Consider the following 15,145-nt stretch of genomic DNA (forward strand, 5'->3'; position numbering starts at 1 on the left):
CCTGAGGCTCGTCAGCGAGACGACACCGCCGCCGTAGCTCACCGTACCGAGACCAAGATCAATCGCTTGGCGTCAATCGCTGCATCGATGGTCCCGAAAGCCAGTTCCCCCGCAGGCCGTAGGACACACGGACCACCTCACACCAGTGAGCCTGCAGAAGGAACCTTTCCAGATCGGCAGGGACGAAGGCGGTCAACTCTCTTCCCCAGAGCGTCAGCTGAGGGCCGTGGACCTCGTCGACCGCGACGCAGAACAACCGGTCGTCGATGAAGTAGGCGTACACGGCGGGCTTTGCATGGCCCATGCCGAACTCCACACCGAGGGCCCCGAAAAGGGGCCGCCCAGGAACCGACGCAGCTCGGTCATGCATGCCCGGCAGTACTGCGGCGACGTCAGTGATACGCATGCCGAAACGCAGCGGCCCGACGCCTTCCAGGGGCATCAGCTCCCAGTCCAACGGCGCCAGCACCTTCACGCCACCCTGAAGCTCTGCTGCCGCCATGTCTCCACGTCTCCCCCAACGCCCCCGCCCGCACATGAGAACAAGGCCGATGTCTTTGCAGCCCGCGATCGCAGGCAGTCCGCTCCGGTCGGCCCAGCTGATAAGTGCTGGCTTGCGCCCCGTTTCGGGCCTCAGAATTCTCGACGTGACAGACACAGGACCCGCCGAAGAAGAGACACCGGACGGGCTGCTGGGCTGGTGCCTGGTGGCCAACGTGGCGCGGGAGACCTCGCGCGGCGAGGGCGGCCTCGAGATCCAGCACGGCACGAAGCACTTCCGCGCGGGCACCCTGCTGTGGCTCGCGCCCGCCCGCTGGGACCCCGGCAGCTGCCGTCGGCACGCGGTGGGTCGGCATCGGGGCAACAGCCGCCGGTACGTCAACATGGTCGTATGCGTGGGGGACCTGGAGAACTTCCGGGTCAAGGGTGTCTACAGCGCAGCCCTGGTGCGCAGCCTCAACGGTTACGACCACGACCCAGCCGCCCCACGGACCCTGCAGGACCCATGGACCCGCGAGCGCGCACAGAGCCTGGCGGACAGCTGGAACCGGCACCGGGAACCCCTCTTCATCGAGGGCCGCCCCTACGCCCACCCGCGGATCTCCGTCCCCAACCCCCCGCCTGCTGAGATCCAGCTCGACGGCGAGACCCTCCACCTCGCCCGCTACGGCACCAGAGGAGCCCACTACAGCCGCACACCCCCTCCCGTGGAATGGATCCCCGAGCCGTGATCCGCGCGTTCGAACGACAGGGCGGGCAAGTCTGCGCCGCGGGAGGGGAATTGCGTAGCCCCATCACCTGGGGCCGACAGGGTTGACGGGGTGCCCGCCGGTCAGGTCCGTTACGACAACCTCACCCCGGCGGTGTAGAAGGTGATCTTCCGCAGCCGCTCGCGGGAGGAGAACCCGCGCTGGACGAACTTCCATGAGTACTACGGATTCACCCCGTTCTACTGCGAGCCGGGACTGCGCAGCGCCCACGAGAAGGGCGGTGTCGAGGGCACCTTCACAGCCGTCCACGAAGCGTTCTGGGCCGCGGCCGAGAAGGCCCTCGGTGATACCGAAGGAACGAAAGACCTGGTCAAAGTGCTGTTGCTGCACCGCCACCAGCAACACGCTGACGTGGTGATCGGGATCCGCGCGGCCCTCGCGGCGGGCACCTTCAACGAGGACGTCATCGCGATGGAGGCGCGCAAGGCGGCCCAGCCAGCCGGGCGGGCGCCGACCGTCACCGCCAGCACCCCCGCCCTGGAACCGCTGGATCTCGCTCCGGCCCCGGTCACGCCTCTGACCCGGCGCCATCTCGCCCGTGCTCTGCCAGCCGACCAGCGTCCCCGGCCCCGCCTGGAGCAGTGAGACGAGCTGTTGCAGCTTCGCCGGACGGACTCATCATGACCACCGCCCATCATGCGCTGACCGCACAGGCATCTGACCCGGCGATCGACACCGCCTGTCGGCTGCTGCGTCTGCCCACCATGCGGGCCCGGGCCGCCGACACGATCGCCCGGGCCGAACGCGAGGGCTTGTCCTATGCCGGGTTCCTTGCCGAGCTGCTGATGGCCGAGTGCGAGGACCGGGACCGGCGCCGGGCCGAACGCCGCATCCGGGCGGCCCATTTTCCCCGCGAGAAGTCGCTGCGGGAGTTCGACCACACCGCGCGCAGCTACTCCTACGCCATCGAGCAGGCGCCCTTCCCCGTGACCGGCTACCTCTCCACCCTGAGCGTGCATCCTGTCCCCGGCAGGGCCGCCGCCGCTCGCGTGGAATGGTCGGGTTCGTTCACCCCTGTGGGCGTCAGCGACGCCGATGCCGAGGAGCTCTTCCACGGCATCTACACCGACGGACTCGCCGCGCTCCTGAAGACCACTCAGGGGTGGCGGGGCTGAACCCGTGTGCGACAGCTGGGCGTCCATTTCGCGTGTGCTGCCGGACCACCACCGGCAGTGCTCGCGTGGGTCGTTCGGGTGTCTGCCGCACATCTCCCGCAGGGCGGGCGCCAGTTCAATCTTTGGGGTGCGATCGTGCAGACGTCGTCATTGGGTGAAGGCGCGTTCCAGGCACAGCCGGGTCCGGACGGTGTCCGGGTGGGGGGTGGGTCGGCGTGGAACTGATCGCCACTGTGAGCGGCCTGATCGGCGGCCGTGCGGCCGCCGGCGGCGCCGTGTACGGGCCGATCGCCGAAGCCCCGAATAAATCGTTGGTGCGCGACCCCATGGCACTTGTACGTTGGCATTGCGACCGCGCCTCCGATGCGCTCGGCTGCGGCTACTTCCTTCTGACAACCAAGTGACGCCGCCGCCTCCTTTGATCTCGGCAGGCGCGGGCGTCTCCGCCCCATCGGACCTTTTGGCCGGGGCCGTCCAGTCGTTTGAATCCGGGGGGATTCGCTGCCTCGTTACACCCCACGCGTCTCCAAGATCTGGTCCGAGATGCTCGTGGCCCCGCAGATCTCGGCGGTCGCCCGCTCCCTGCCTCTACCACAGCTCGCTCGCGGGTCCGCCTGGCCGGACTTCCGCACCTACGAGGGCGGTCCGGCCTTCGTCCGGGAGCCCCGCGAGCAGCTCTTTCTCCTCGCGGTCGGCAACTTCGTCTCCCAGCGGACCTTTTACGAGAGCGGTGCGGAGCGGGACGACCGGTACGCCCGTCTCGTCGGTGAACTCGCTCTTCAGGACCCCGTGTGGACGGCCGGCCTGCTGCGCTGGCTTCGCGGCGAGGGCAACATGCGCACGGCGTCCCTGGTGGGCGCCGCCGCATACGTGCGGGCCCGACTTGAGGCCGGGGAGTCCGGGGGCCCGTCCAACCGGTCCGTGATCGACTCGGTGCTCCAGCGCGCCGACGAGCCCGGCGAACTGCTCGCCCACTGGCTCTCGGCGTACGGGCGCAACGTGCCGCAGCCGGTGAAGCGGGGCATCGCCGACGGCGTACGCCGTCTGTACACCTCTCGGTCCCTGCTCAAGTACGACACCGCGTCCAAGGACCTGCGCTTCGGCGACGTCCTCAATCTGGTGCACGCCTCCCCCGACCCGGGCAAGCCCTGGCAGGGTGCGCTCTTCCGGTATGCCCTGGACCGTCGCCACCACCCGGAGCAGGCGGTTCCGCCGGCCTCCGACCACCTGCTGACCTCCCACCGGGCACTGCTGGAGTCGGCTGCGGACGAGCGGCGGGCCTTGGTGACCGGGCCGGGCGGCTCCGAGCGGCTGGCCGCGGCGGGGATGACGTGGGAGGCCCTGGCGGGTTGGCTCCAGGGACCGATGGACGCCGCTGTGTGGGAGGCCATGATTCCCACGATGGGGCCGATGGCACTCCTGCGGAACCTGCGGAACTTCGACGAGGCGGAGGTCTCGGACGAGGTAGCGGCCCAGGTCGCCGCTCGGCTTTCGGATGCCACCGAGGTGGCTCGGTCCCGGCAGTTCCCCTTCCGCTACCTCGCCGCCCATCAGCACGCGCCGTCGCGGCGCTGGGCGGCCGCGCTGGAAAGGGCACTGGGCCACTCGCTGGCCAACGTACCGTCCCTGGCCGGCCGGACCCTGGTCCTGGTGGACCGGTCCGGCTCCATGTTCTTTGACACCGTCTCCGAGCGGTCCAAGCTGACCCGGGCGGACGCGGCGGCCGTGTTCGGCACCGCGCTGGCCATGCGAGCTGAGCAGGCGGATCTGGTGGAGTTCGGCTGGAGCAGCGCGGAGGTGCCGTTCGAGCCGGGCGAGCCGGTGCTCGAGGTGCTGAAACGGTTCCATGATCTCGGAGGCACCCACACCACGAAGGCGGTGCGGACCCATTACCGGAAGCACGACCGGGTCCTGATCGTCACCGACGAGCAGGCCGCCCTCTATGGCCCCGGAGGACCGGCCGAACCGGTCCCGGCCGACATCCCGGTCTACACCTGGAACCTTGCGGGATACCAGCCCGCCCACGGCCCGACCGGCCCCCACCGGCACACCTTCGGCGGTCTCACGGATGCCGCGTTCCGGATGGTCGGCCTCATCGAGGCCGGCCGCGAGGGCGCATGGCCGTGGACCGCCGAGCCGGCCTGATCCGTACAGACACCGCCGAGGTCCTCGGGGGTGTGCGACAGGTGGCCCGCCATGAGGGCGGGATCACCGCCGCTGCTTGCCACGTTGGGCGCCCGAGGCCGGCCGCCCTCCCTTCGGGCCGGTGACACAGGACGGTCACCCGGATGCCGTCGAGTTCCAGGGTGCCCCGGTCACGCGGGAGATCCGCTCCGATCTCACAACGCGCTGCGGGTCCTCTCACCGCGACGGGTTACGGGACGTTCGTGTGGATCTCGGGTTCGTTGCGCGGGCCCGTGAGTCGTGCTTGGCTCGCCCGATGAACTTTCTGCTGACGGCGAGTGGCCTGCGTAACGAGACGCTGCGGGATGCGCTGCGGGACATGCTGGGCAGGCCATTCGGATCGGCGAACGTCGTGTACGTTCCCACGGCATCAGTCGCCGAGCCCGGGGACCACGGGTGGTTCGTCGCGGACTTGAACCGGCTGCACGGCCTCGGCTGGCGGGAGTTCGACGTACTGGAGCTGAACGGCCTGCCCCGGCAGATGGTGCTCGACCGGCTGCTCCACGCCGACGTCATCTATGTCGAGGGCGGCAGCCACTACCATCTCGCGCGCAGCATCACCGGCAATGGCCTGGCGGACGGCTTCCTGGAGGCGCTGGAGAGCCGGGTCTATGTGGGGGTCAGCGCCGGATCAATGATCTTCAGCCGTCATCTCACCGGACACTCCGCCGACGTCATCGGGGACACCGCGGACCTCCATGTGCTCGGCGCGACGACCGTGGAGCCGCCGTTCGGCCTCTTCGACTGGTATCTCAAGCCTCACCTGTACTCACCGGATTTCCCCGAGCGGGACGACGCCTGGGCTGATCGCATCTCTGCGCGGGCGGACTTCCCGATCTACTTCATCGACGACGAGACGGCCGTTCGCGTCAGGGACGGCAAGGTGGATGTCATTTCCGAAGGCCGGTGGCGGTTCCATCCGTGACTCGGTACACGCCGTGGGGAGCCCCGGGGCGCACCGCTGCGGAGGTTTCCTCACCGGTGTTGGATCTTCGCGGCAGACTCACCGGCATGATTTCCGCGAACGGCGGCGGCCAGCCGGACCCGACCACGTCGCACGCGGCGTCGCTGCCTCATCCGAGGCAGTACGAGCCGGATCAAGACGGTAGAGCCGCCTGACGTCAAACGGCAAGCCAAGTGGCGGCGGTAAGGAGTAGTTCCGCGCCGTCTCTCCAGCCTCCGGCGTACGTTCAGACGTCGCCGGACACCGACGCGGTGCGGGCCTCTCTCGCGAACACTCGGGGTCGCGGGGGTGCTGCGCTGAGAGAAGCGGCGATTACCGCTGCTCCAGCTGCTGAGCCACCGTCTCCAGCAGCTCGTCGGCGAGCGCGGGGTCGGCGACGGCCCTGGAGAGGAGGGTGGCGCCGACGAGGGCGCTGAGGGTGATCAGGGCCTCGGCGCGGGCCTCCTCGGAGCCGTCGCCGCCGAATCGGGTGAGATAGCCGCGCACCCGCTTCTCGTACGCCTCCTTGAGGGATTGGTCGCCACGTCCGGCGGCGGCCCCGAGGGTGACCAGGGCGCAGCCGATACCGGGGGAATCGCGGTGCTCCTTGGAGAGGTAGGTGTCGATGAGGCCGGTGCGCCGGTCCTGCTCGCTCTTGCCCGCGAGGTCCTCGATCTCCGCCGAGCCCTCCGTCAGAGCAGCCGTGGCGGCCTGGGCGATCAGGTCACCCTGCCGTCCGCCGGCGAGCTCCTCGACGGACAGGCCGCCTTCTCGGCCACGTTCCGCCTGCCCGAGACGCGCAAGCGGGTTGCCGCGCTGTTCGCGCGCGGGCTGCAGCAGGAAGGCGACCTGGAGAACGACATGGGCGCGCATCTGCCCCATCTCCTCGACGACTGACGGCCTGCCCTCCACCGTTCATCCGGACCGGACCGCTTCCATGACCCCGCACCACACGGGCCGTGCGGACCACGGCACAGCAACAACGGCACCGCAACACTCGAAGGAACTCTCTCGGCCATGTCCCGCTCCCCCGCCGCCGGCCCCGCGCCGCAGCGCGGCACCGCACCCCTGATAGCGGCCCTGGGCCTGGCCGTCATGGTCGTCACCATGGCCCAGACCCAGGTGGTACCGATCCTTTCCCTGCTCAGCAGCCAGCTGGACACCGACGCGACCAGTGTCAGCTGGGTCACCACCGCCACCCTGCTGTCCGCCGCGGTCTTTACACCGCTCCTCGGCCGCGTCGGCTACCTCTACGGCAAGCGCCGTACGCTGATCGCGGTACTCGTGGTGATGGTCCTCGGCTCCCTGCTCACGGCCACCACCACATCGCTGGCCCTGCTGCTCGTCGGCCGGGTGCTGCAGGGCTCGGCCGCGCGATCTTCCCGCTGGCCCTGTCGATCGTGCGGGACCAGGTCCCGCACGAGAAACTGCACGGCGCGATGGCGCTGGTCAGCTCGACCCTGGCATTCGGCTCCGGTCTCTCGCTGGTGGTCACGGGACTGCTCACCCAGGGCCACGATCCCGACTACCACTCCGTCTTCTGGTTCTCCACCGGCGTGTCGGTCCTGGCTCTGCTCGGGGTCGTCCTCCTGGTTCCCGAGGGCGGCCACCGCGTCGGCGGACGCGTGGACGTGCTCGGTTCGCTGACCCTGGCCGTCTTCCTGATCCTCTTGCTGCGCGGCATCTCCCAGGGCCACACCTGGGGCTGGAGCTCGGCACGGGTCATCGGCTGCTTCGCCGGCGCGGCGGTCACGGCCGCCGTGTGGGTCCTGGTGGAACTGAAGGTGTCCGCCCCGCTGGCCGACATGCGGATGTTCACCCACCGGCAGGTCGCCATGACCAATCTCGCCGGCCTGTTCGTGGGATTCGCCGCCTTCGCCCAGTTCCTCGGCATCTCCTACCTGGTGCAGATGCCCGAGCGGCTCACCGGTTACGGCTTCACCGCCTCGGTACTGCGGGCCAGCGTCGAGTACCTGCTTCCCGGCTCTCTCACAGCGCTCGTCGCCTCACCGGTGGGCGGAGTGCTGGTACGACGCGTCGGCGCGCGCTCCACACTGGCCATCGGCGCCGTGGCCGGCTTCGCCTGGCTGGCCTTCTTCCACGGGCAGAGCGCAAGTGTCATCTGCGCCGGCCTGCTCACCGGAACTTCGATCGCCCTCGGCTATGCCGCCATGCCCGCGCTGATCGCGGCGAGCGTACCGCTGCACCAGACCGGCATCGCCAACGGCATCAACTCCATCTCCCGCTCGGTGGGTTCGGCCATCGCCTCCGCCGTGGTCACGTCGCTGCTGGCGTCGAAGACCATCCCGGGCCTGCCCGTCGGCCTCCGGCTTCCGCAGGAGTCCCAGTTCACGCTGAGCTTCGTGATCGCGCTCGGCGCGATGGCGCTGGCTCTGGCCGTGGCCCTCGTGGGGATGACCAAGCACCATCCCCACCTCACCACCGTCGCCTCCGGCGCCGCCGCTTCGGCGAAGGACCCGGAACAGGCGGAACAGGCGACCGCATAGCCCGCTCACCAGACCTCCGGCCCACGCCCCTGCGCGCCTGGTGACGGCGCGGTCCGCGATCACGACCACGACCAGATCGAGCAGAGCAAGCAGTACCTGCGCGACTTCTCCCGTATCGCCGACGAACAGGAGACGACGGAGGGCATAGTCCGGGCCATGCTCGAACTGCACGGCGACCGGGACAACCCGCACACGCTGTGGTTCTCGGCCGTGCAGACCATCGCCAAGCGCGGTTAGCCCGACCGACCTGACAGCCCTCGCCGACCGAGCGGGCGTCGGGCAACGCACCGTCCCCGTGGAACACGCGTTGCCGCCTGGCCGAGGCCGCCGCAGCCTGGTGCCTCGGCCAGGGACAGGACGAGCACACGACCGCACGGAACAAGGGGGTACCCAGCCCGGAACCGGAGACAAGCCGGATCAGTGTCTTCCACCGGAAAGCAGGAGGACCGGGCCGGGGTGGCAACAAAACGTTCTCCCGCAAGTGCGAGCTGGGCCTAGTCTGGGCCGGCAAGCCGCGTACCGATCTTGTGGAGAGTGAGACCGCGCCTATGGGCATTTCCCTGCGCGAGCTTCGGGACAGCGACCTGCCGATCTTCTGGCAGCATCTGACGGATGCCAAGTTGCAGCAGATGGCAGCCGTGACCAGGAAGTATCACTACGACCGTGGCCACTTCGACCAGCACTGGACGAAGGTGCGCCCGGACCCGTCAGTGATCTTGCGAACCATTGTCGCTGATGGTGTTGTGAAAGGGCACGCCGCCGTCTTCGGTTCGCCGTCGGAGCGTGAGGTCACGTACGTCGTCGGGCGAGCGCATTGGGGCCGGGGCATCGCCACCGCAGCCCTTGCCGAACTGGTCAAGCTGGAGCCCTCGCGGCCGCTGCACGCCGACGCCGCCGCCGACAATGCCGGCTCCATCCGCGTGCTGGAGAAGTGCGGCTTCGTCGTCGTGGGGAAGAGCAGGTGTTTCGCCCGGGCCCGCGACGCGGAGATCGACCTGGTGCACTTGACGCTGAGCTGAGCACGCCGCAGCCGTCAGATCACCGGGCCCGTGCGACGTCGAGCCGGCGGGCGGTGCGGAGCATGGGCTGGTGAATGCCGGTGCCCTGCGGAACCATTTCGACGAGCTCCTCGGCTGCCCGCTGGATGTGATTTCAGCCGGCCCAAGGGCCTGGGAGCTGTTCACGGATGGTCTCCAGATCGCAAGCCGTGCGCCCGCGCGCATGGATCCAGGACTGGTCCTGAAGGCCATCCCGCCGAATCACCCGGCCGGGGGCCGCATACCAGCGCATCGGTGAGTCGTCCTCGCTCGCCCACATCGGATGGTCGGGCAGGGCGACCCGGGCATACCGGGCGTGGAGATCCGGCATCAGCGCGTCGGGCAGCTCGCAGGCGTCATAGAGGTCGCCCGCCGCGAAGAGCGACTCGCTCAGCACCAACTCGGCCCATGCCAGGGACATCCGGTCGAGAAAGGGAACCCAGCCCTGATGCGATTCCACCACCACCGGTGGATCGTCCTGCTCGATCTGGGTCAGCGGGATGCCCCAGAAGGCGCAGTCCTGGTTCTCTCGACGGAAGACCAGGACGCCGCCCAAGGCGTCATCGACATAAAGGCCGGATGGATTGACCAGAGGGTCCTGCTGCCGGGTCAGGTCGTCCCGGCGGCCGAGGAGCGCATATCCCTCGCTCAATGCGGCCGGGAGCTCAAAGCCCAGGTCGGCCTCCACTGCCGCCAACTCGTCAGCGGTGCAGCCATCCTCCGGTTCCACCGGACGACCCACCCATGCGTCGGCGAACCAGCGCACGAACTCCCAGGCGTGGGAACGAGTACGCACTCCGCCTCGCAGAGTCACCGCCACATCAGGACCAGCCAGCACGCCGAGGACGTTACCTCCTTCCTCAACCGTGCAGCCGGCACTCGCGATGATTCAGCAGCAGTAACACAGGCGCCATCCGGTGAGCGGGCCGCATGCTCCGGTTGTTCGGCCCGCGAACGCGTACAACCGCACTCGGTACGTAGTTGCGCCCGCGGGGCGAGACTACGAGGTTCTCGTGATGCGCCGTCTGCCGCGCGCCCGGAAGATGGGGCACTGTGTGCACGTCATCCGACGCGACTCCGGCGAGGCCCGCTGACGGTTGTGATCGAACTGCCTTCCCACACTGTGCGGAGGCCCTGCGCCACGACAGTGACGGCAGCCGCGCGGGCCTCACGCTGCATCTCTAGGGAGGCACCCTCATGACCGCAGGCACGCCCAGCACTCTGGCGTACGAGACCTTTGTGTCGGACCGCGTCGCCGCGCTCGAACCGCGTGCCGTCGTGGCGGGCCACAAGAACAAGGAACTCGCGGACGATCCCGCCATTCTCGACCAGACCCGGCAGTACCTCGTGGACGCCATCCGGCTGCTCGGCGACAAACCGACGGCCCGCGAGTTCTACGACCGGATGGCGGCGCTCTACCCGGACCGGCTCAACCGGGGTCCACTGTGGTACGGGGCGGTCGGGCTGCTCGGGGGGTGAACGGGGCAGGTGCACCCCTGAGACGGACGCAAGTTCTGCCCCAGCCCTCGCAGCGGCCGGGGCCGTCGGCTCGATAGCCGAGAGCGAGAGGATCACCCATGAGGATCGCAATCCTGGACGACTATCAGAGCGTGGCGCTGGGCCTGGCCGACTGGGATTCGCTCCACGCCGAGGTGCATGTCTTCACCGAGGCCTTCGACGACGAGAAGGCGGTGGTGGCGGCACTGGCCGAGTACGACGTGGTGGTGGCCATGCGGGAGCGGACTCCCTTTACGTCCTCGACCCTGAGTGAGCTGCCACGTCTGAGGTTGCTCGTCACCACCGGTCCCGTGAACGCGGCGATCGACCTGGACGCGGCGCGCCGTCTGGGCGTCACCGTCTGCGGTACGGGGTATTTCTCGTATCCGACGGTCGAACTCACCTGGGGGCTCATCCTCTCCGCGGCACGTCTGATCCCGCAGCAGGTGGAATCCGTGCGCCGAGGCGGCTGGCAGGAGGGCCTGGGAACGAGCCTGAGAGGGGCCACTCTCGGAATCCTGGGGCTCGGCCGACTGGGGACCTCGGTCGCGGAGATCGGGCGTGCTTTCGGCATGCGGGCCATTGCCTGGAGCCAGAACCTGACGCCTGCGGACGCGGAGGCGAAGAGAGCGGCTTATGTTTCGCGAGACGAGTTGTTCACACACTCCGACGTGCTGAGCATTCATGTCGTACTCAGCCGGCGCACCCGGGGCCTGGTGGGCGAGCACGAATTGGGCCTCATGAAGCCGACGGCGATTCTGGTGAACACCTCACGCGGGCCCGTCGTGGACGAGACGGCGCTGATCAAGGCGTTGGCCGAGAAGAGGATCGCCTCGGCGGCGCTGGACGTCTTCGATCGAGAACCCCTGCCTTCCGACCACCCTCTGCGTTCCCTGCCCAACGCCGTGGTCACCCCGCACATCGGTTACGTGAGCCGGGATCTGTACGAGGTCTTCTACCGCGATGCAGTCGAGGACATCGCCGCATGGAGTGCCGGAACACCCCTTCGGGTTCTCTTCTGATGGTGTCACCTACCGTGAAGGCACCAACTCGTGGATCCGCCTGTTGGAGTTGGCCCACGGTAGCGCCCACGACAACACGGGTTCCGAGATCTGGTCCACCCAGCAGGACATCGGCGTCGTCGCCCGAGCGGTGATTCGCACTTCCCTCGCACCGAGCTCGAAGCCCTCAGGAGTGCGTGGCGCGAACGTCGAGGGGACTGGCCGACCTCCTCAGCACCATCGAACCCGTGAGGTTACGGCAGCACCTGGCACGGGTTCGCCGGAACATGTGCGCTTTCCTGAAGCTTTCATTCGAGACGAGCCGAGCGCGGAAGCAGGACGCGCCGGCACCTTCCGCGAGGACGGCCACGGCGAGGACAACGCCTCGCGCACCAACCGTCGGCGCACCCCGTACCTGCGCGCCAAAGCCCGGACCGACAACCCTACCCACCAGGAATCCGGCGGATCGCCGTCCGAGCAACCCGGTCAGAACCACGTCTCCCACTGCAAGGGCTGGACCCGCGTTCAGCACGTCTTCGCGCGGATGAAGGCATGGAAGTTGCTGCTCGGCATTGCCCGGATGCACCCCCTCGCCCTCATGAGGTGACTCCCTCCCCATGCGGGACCAGAGAGGTCCGAGGGAGGCGGCTCCCCACCTCCCCGGCTCGGAGAGCGTTCAGTCGATACAGAACTCGTTGCCCTCGATGTCCAGCATCGGGATGCACGACTCGTTTTCCCCATCGGCGTACAGCGTTTGCACATGGGTCGCGCCGAGCGCGACCAGTCGTGCGCACTCGGCTTCGAGCGTGGCGAGGCGCTCGTCCCCCACCAGCCCGGTGCCGACCCGGACGTCGAGATGGACCCGATTCTTGACGATCTTTCCTTCGGGGACGCGCTGGAAGTACAGGCGCGGGCCCACACCCGAGGGATCACTGCAGGCGAACCATGATCCCTGCTTCTCAGGGGGCAGGGTGCGATTGAAATCGTCCCAGGTGGTGAACCCCTCCGGTGGCGGCGGGGTGACGTACCCCAACACTTCGCACCAGAAGCGAGCGACGCGCTCAGGTTCTGCGCAGTCAAAGGTGACTTGGAACTTCTTGATCGCTGACATCGGCGCACCGTACCGCGTACGAGGGGGACCCCGCCGCTCATTTCCCCAAGCGGATCCACCCGACGTGTCCCCTGGCCACAGCCGCTCAGCCACCCGCTGTCGGCCCGCAGGTTTTCTCCAGGAGCGTGAACGACTTGGGTGCACCGCCCGGCTGCGGCTTACCGGCGTTCTGGCCGACGACCCGGTAACCGGCGTTCAGGTAGTAGGCGTTCAGGCGCGCGTTGCCAGTCAGGCAGTCCAGACGCACGAACGCCCGCCCCGCCGCAGCAACGCGGCGCTCCGCAGCACGCAGCAGAAAACGCCCCGTCCCTGGCTTGGCGCTGCTCCGGTCCACCATCAGCCGATGCACATAGCCGGCCACCGGCGGCTGCGGTCCCCAGGCGTCCTCGTCCTCCCACCACAGTTCCCAGGCTCCGGTCACACGGCCGTCGGCCTCCGCGAGCCAGACCTCACCATGCGCCATGGTCTTACGGAAGTGCTCCTCGTCCAGCTGACCGGGCTGCCACTGGCCGGTGATTCCCTGGGCGAGCATCCAGCGGGCAGCGTCGTCGCGCAGACGAACGAGAGTGGCGAGGTCGGCGGCGCCGGCAAGGCGGAAGTACAGATCGTTCACGGCGCGATCCTCGCACGGACCCGTACGCGCGCTCGGCGCCGTCCCTCCCGGTCCAGCGCCGGCGTTGTCAGTTGGCACACCCGCGTCGCGGACGATGAGGCCGTCCCAGCACCACCAGTAGTCACCTTCTGGTCGCCTGCCTGCCGCCGGCGGTCCATGATTCGGTGCACCTCATCGAGAGTGACCACGGTTCCGGACCAGCGATCGCCGTCATCGCGGATGACCCACATGTCCACATCGCAGACCTCGTCGAGGTCCTCTCCCCCACCGGGCACGAAGCAGATCTCGTATCCGTCACGCCCGACTCGGTAAATGGGGCCGTCCCACATGTTCGCTCCGTAGCCCTCTGTCGCACGCCGCCTTCATGAACCAAGCCAGACGGCCGACCAGTACACCATGCTCCGCCTGAAGGGCGTAGCAGACATGGCAGGTTGAAGAACAAGTCGAGTGCCTGTTCCTGAGGCCGACATGACATGACGGTGGTGGTGACGCATTGACGAACGGCTCGTTGGATCTTCGAGGTTGGGAGGGCGATCGGGTCCGGCCAGGAACCGAACTGGTGCAGTGCACGTCTCCCGCACCATGATCTCTGACGAACGCCAAGGGCATGCGAGCTCCACCGGACAGACCTCGCTGCCCGCGGAGACCGTGGATCCGCCGAAAGTCAACGACTACAACAGCTTCGCCGAGGCATACACGGCCGAAAACGAAACCAACCTCATCAATGCCTACTACGAGCGGCCCGCGATGCTGGCCCTCGCCGGAGAGGTGGCCGGTCGGCGGATCCTCGACGCCGGCTGCGGTTCCGGACCCCTGTTCGCGGCGCTGCGCGACCGTGGCGCCGACGTGAGCGGCTTCGACGCGAGTGCGGGGATGCTGGAGCTGGCCCGGCGGCGGCTCGGCGACGGTGCGGACCTGCAGGTGGCCGACCTGGGCAGCCCGCTTCCTTACTCTGATGACACATTCGACGATGTCGTCGCGTCCCTGGTGCTGCACTACCTGGAGGACTGGGGACCGGCGCTGGCCGAGCTGCGCCGCATAATCAGGCCCGGCGGTCGGCTGATCGCGTCTGTCGACCATCCCTTCGCCATCAACCTCATGCACCGCCAGGCCGGCCGCGAGGACGAGTACAAGTATTTCGACACCACCAACTGGACCGAAGAGTGGACCATGGGTGGCCAGACCGCCCTGATGAGTATCTGGCACAGGCCGCTGCACGCAATGATCGAGGCCTTCACCGGGGCCGGTTTCCGGATCAGGGTCATCAGCGAGCCAGAGCCTGATCCAGCCGCCCGCGAGTTGTTCCCCGAAGTCATCGCGGCCAAGCCGCGCTTCCTGTGCTTCCTGTTTTTCGTCCTGCAGGCCGACTAGGGTCTGTGTGACGTCGTGATCAAGCAGCTACTGACAGGAGATCTCCGAACCAGATCATCGAGGCGCGGAGTTCGAGGCGGCGAGGTGAACCCTGCTGGTCAGCCCGTCGCGGGACCTTCCGAGCAGGGCTTCCTTCAGGCGGAGCCTGCGTCGGCGGCGGACACGCCGGCGTTCGGTCCGCCCGGGCTCGCTTTCGCCGTCCTGCCGGTTCTGTTCCGCCTTGGCACCCCTTTTTGCCGGGCCTGTTCCTGCTCGGTGATGGCCTCCCCAAGAGCCTTCATGATGCACTTGCCGACGATCATTCCGGCGGCGTCGTAATGCGCACGGACAGTCGTGGAGTCCACGCTGACCAGGGACAAGTCTGTCTTGCCCTGGCGGTCGGCGTCGGTGATCAGGCCCTCTAGTAGGACTCCGTTAAGTTGCTCTGGCTCTCGGGTTCTGGCTGGTGGGGGTTGTTCTGGGCAGGGGTTGGTGGCAGGTGGTGCAGGTGCCGGT

Annotated in this window: 15 protein-coding genes and 3 pseudogenes; 12 read left to right on the plus strand and 6 right to left on the minus strand. The window is 68.2% G+C overall.

Features of this window, described 5'->3' with window-relative positions:
• Positions 1 to 58: 58 nt before the first annotated feature.
• Positions 59 to 502: a hypothetical protein gene (locus ACIRR9_RS53315; RefSeq protein WP_403768505.1), complete on the minus strand. Its 444-nt coding sequence runs from the start codon at positions 500 to 502 to the stop codon at positions 59 to 61.
• Positions 503 to 647: 145 nt separating this feature from the next.
• On the opposite strand from ACIRR9_RS53315, the gene ACIRR9_RS53320 reads away from it, so the two are divergent.
• From ACIRR9_RS53320 to ACIRR9_RS53345, 6 genes are all read left to right on the plus strand, one after another.
• A complete protein-coding gene (locus tag ACIRR9_RS53320; RefSeq protein WP_403768508.1) occupies positions 648 to 1,232 on the plus strand; it encodes a hypothetical protein in 585 nt (194 codons plus the stop codon).
• Positions 1,233 to 1,373: 141 nt separating this feature from the next.
• The gene (locus tag ACIRR9_RS53325) at positions 1,374 to 1,856 is read left to right on the plus strand and encodes a hypothetical protein (protein WP_403768511.1); all 483 of its coding nucleotides are present in this window, start codon (positions 1,374 to 1,376) and stop codon (positions 1,854 to 1,856) included.
• A 35-nt stretch (positions 1,857 to 1,891) separates the two neighbouring features.
• Positions 1,892 to 2,386, plus strand: coding sequence for an SRPBCC family protein (locus ACIRR9_RS53330; protein ID WP_403768514.1), 495 nt, complete (start codon positions 1,892 to 1,894; stop codon positions 2,384 to 2,386).
• A 215-nt stretch (positions 2,387 to 2,601) separates the two neighbouring features.
• Positions 2,602 to 2,790 carry a hypothetical protein gene (locus tag ACIRR9_RS53335; RefSeq protein ID WP_403768516.1) on the plus strand — a complete coding sequence of 63 codons (189 nt, stop codon included), beginning with the start codon at positions 2,602 to 2,604 and terminating at the stop codon, positions 2,788 to 2,790.
• Between the two features lie 139 nt (positions 2,791 to 2,929).
• On the plus strand, positions 2,930 to 4,531 hold the full coding sequence (locus ACIRR9_RS53340; RefSeq protein ID WP_403768519.1) for a TROVE domain-containing protein: 1,602 nt from the start codon (positions 2,930 to 2,932) through the stop codon (positions 4,529 to 4,531).
• Positions 4,532 to 4,826: 295 nt separating this feature from the next.
• The gene (locus ACIRR9_RS53345; RefSeq protein ID WP_403768548.1) at positions 4,827 to 5,495 is read left to right on the plus strand and encodes a Type 1 glutamine amidotransferase-like domain-containing protein; all 669 of its coding nucleotides are present in this window, start codon (positions 4,827 to 4,829) and stop codon (positions 5,493 to 5,495) included.
• A gap of 351 nt (positions 5,496 to 5,846) precedes the next feature.
• Here ACIRR9_RS53345 and ACIRR9_RS53350 read toward each other — a convergent pair whose 3' ends face one another.
• Entirely contained in the window at positions 5,847 to 6,386 is a 540-nt protein-coding gene (locus tag ACIRR9_RS53350) for a hypothetical protein (RefSeq protein ID WP_403768522.1), read from the minus strand.
• 234 nt (positions 6,387 to 6,620) lie between these two features.
• Between ACIRR9_RS53350 and ACIRR9_RS53355 the strand changes: the two are divergent.
• A pseudogene (locus tag ACIRR9_RS53355) lies at positions 6,621 to 8,020 on the plus strand (MFS transporter).
• Between the two features lie 548 nt (positions 8,021 to 8,568).
• Positions 8,569 to 9,039 (plus strand): GNAT family N-acetyltransferase, encoded by a 471-nt coding sequence (locus tag ACIRR9_RS53360; RefSeq protein ID WP_403768525.1) that lies wholly within the window; start codon positions 8,569 to 8,571, stop codon positions 9,037 to 9,039.
• Between the two features lie 133 nt (positions 9,040 to 9,172).
• Here ACIRR9_RS53360 and ACIRR9_RS53365 read toward each other — a convergent pair whose 3' ends face one another.
• A complete protein-coding gene (locus ACIRR9_RS53365) occupies positions 9,173 to 9,823 on the minus strand; it encodes an SMI1/KNR4 family protein (RefSeq protein ID WP_403768528.1) in 651 nt (216 codons plus the stop codon).
• Between the two features lie 431 nt (positions 9,824 to 10,254).
• Between ACIRR9_RS53365 and ACIRR9_RS53370 the strand changes: the two genes are divergently transcribed.
• From ACIRR9_RS53370 to ACIRR9_RS53380, 3 genes and pseudogenes are all read left to right on the plus strand, one after another.
• On the plus strand, positions 10,255 to 10,536 hold the full coding sequence (locus ACIRR9_RS53370) for a hypothetical protein (protein ID WP_403768530.1): 282 nt from the start codon (positions 10,255 to 10,257) through the stop codon (positions 10,534 to 10,536).
• Positions 10,537 to 10,634: 98 nt separating this feature from the next.
• Positions 10,635 to 11,576: a D-2-hydroxyacid dehydrogenase family protein gene (locus ACIRR9_RS53375; protein WP_403768533.1), complete on the plus strand. Its 942-nt coding sequence runs from the start codon at positions 10,635 to 10,637 to the stop codon at positions 11,574 to 11,576.
• Between the two features lie 466 nt (positions 11,577 to 12,042).
• A pseudogene (locus tag ACIRR9_RS53380) lies at positions 12,043 to 12,162 on the plus strand (IS5/IS1182 family transposase); the annotation flags it as partial.
• A 69-nt stretch (positions 12,163 to 12,231) separates the two neighbouring features.
• Here the strand turns inward: ACIRR9_RS53380 and ACIRR9_RS53385 are convergent.
• Both ACIRR9_RS53385 and ACIRR9_RS53390 read right to left on the minus strand, forming a co-directional pair.
• On the minus strand, positions 12,232 to 12,666 hold the full coding sequence (locus tag ACIRR9_RS53385; RefSeq protein WP_403768536.1) for a VOC family protein: 435 nt from the start codon (positions 12,664 to 12,666) through the stop codon (positions 12,232 to 12,234).
• Positions 12,667 to 12,751: 85 nt separating this feature from the next.
• Positions 12,752 to 13,279, minus strand: a complete 528-nt coding sequence (locus ACIRR9_RS53390) for a GNAT family N-acetyltransferase (RefSeq protein WP_403768539.1) — start codon at positions 13,277 to 13,279, stop codon at positions 12,752 to 12,754.
• Positions 13,280 to 13,861: 582 nt separating this feature from the next.
• Here ACIRR9_RS53390 and ACIRR9_RS53395 point away from each other — a divergent pair.
• On the plus strand, positions 13,862 to 14,650 hold the full coding sequence (locus tag ACIRR9_RS53395; RefSeq protein WP_403768542.1) for a class I SAM-dependent methyltransferase: 789 nt from the start codon (positions 13,862 to 13,864) through the stop codon (positions 14,648 to 14,650).
• A gap of 75 nt (positions 14,651 to 14,725) precedes the next feature.
• Here ACIRR9_RS53395 and ACIRR9_RS53400 read toward each other — a convergent pair.
• Positions 14,726 to 15,057, minus strand: a pseudogene (locus ACIRR9_RS53400) (hypothetical protein); the annotation flags it as partial.
• Positions 15,058 to 15,145 lie beyond the last annotated feature (88 nt).

The sequence above is a fragment of the Streptomyces sp. NPDC101234 genome, from assembly GCF_044767525.1.
Taxonomy (GTDB): domain Bacteria; phylum Actinomycetota; class Actinomycetes; order Streptomycetales; family Streptomycetaceae; genus Streptomyces; species Streptomyces sasae.

Bases quoted from the DNA above. Each gene is read 5' to 3' on its own strand.
- ACIRR9_RS53360 (WP_403768525.1), top strand. From the start codon at position 8,569: ATGGGCATTTCCCTGCGCGAGCTTCGGGACAGCGACCTGCCGATCTTC.
- ACIRR9_RS53350 (WP_403768522.1), bottom strand. From the start codon at position 6,386: ATGCGCGCCCATGTCGTTCTCCAGGTCGCCTTCCTGCTGCAGCCCGCG.
- ACIRR9_RS53385 (WP_403768536.1), bottom strand. From the start codon at position 12,666: ATGTCAGCGATCAAGAAGTTCCAAGTCACCTTTGACTGCGCAGAACCT.
- ACIRR9_RS53375 (WP_403768533.1), top strand. From the start codon at position 10,635: ATGAGGATCGCAATCCTGGACGACTATCAGAGCGTGGCGCTGGGCCTG.
- ACIRR9_RS53330 (WP_403768514.1), top strand. From the start codon at position 1,892: ATGACCACCGCCCATCATGCGCTGACCGCACAGGCATCTGACCCGGCG.
- ACIRR9_RS53340 (WP_403768519.1), top strand. From the start codon at position 2,930: ATGCTCGTGGCCCCGCAGATCTCGGCGGTCGCCCGCTCCCTGCCTCTA.
- ACIRR9_RS53395 (WP_403768542.1), top strand. From the start codon at position 13,862: ATGATCTCTGACGAACGCCAAGGGCATGCGAGCTCCACCGGACAGACC.
- ACIRR9_RS53370 (WP_403768530.1), top strand. From the start codon at position 10,255: ATGACCGCAGGCACGCCCAGCACTCTGGCGTACGAGACCTTTGTGTCG.
- ACIRR9_RS53345 (WP_403768548.1), top strand. From the start codon at position 4,827: ATGAACTTTCTGCTGACGGCGAGTGGCCTGCGTAACGAGACGCTGCGG.
- ACIRR9_RS53315 (WP_403768505.1), bottom strand. From the start codon at position 502: ATGGCGGCAGCAGAGCTTCAGGGTGGCGTGAAGGTGCTGGCGCCGTTG.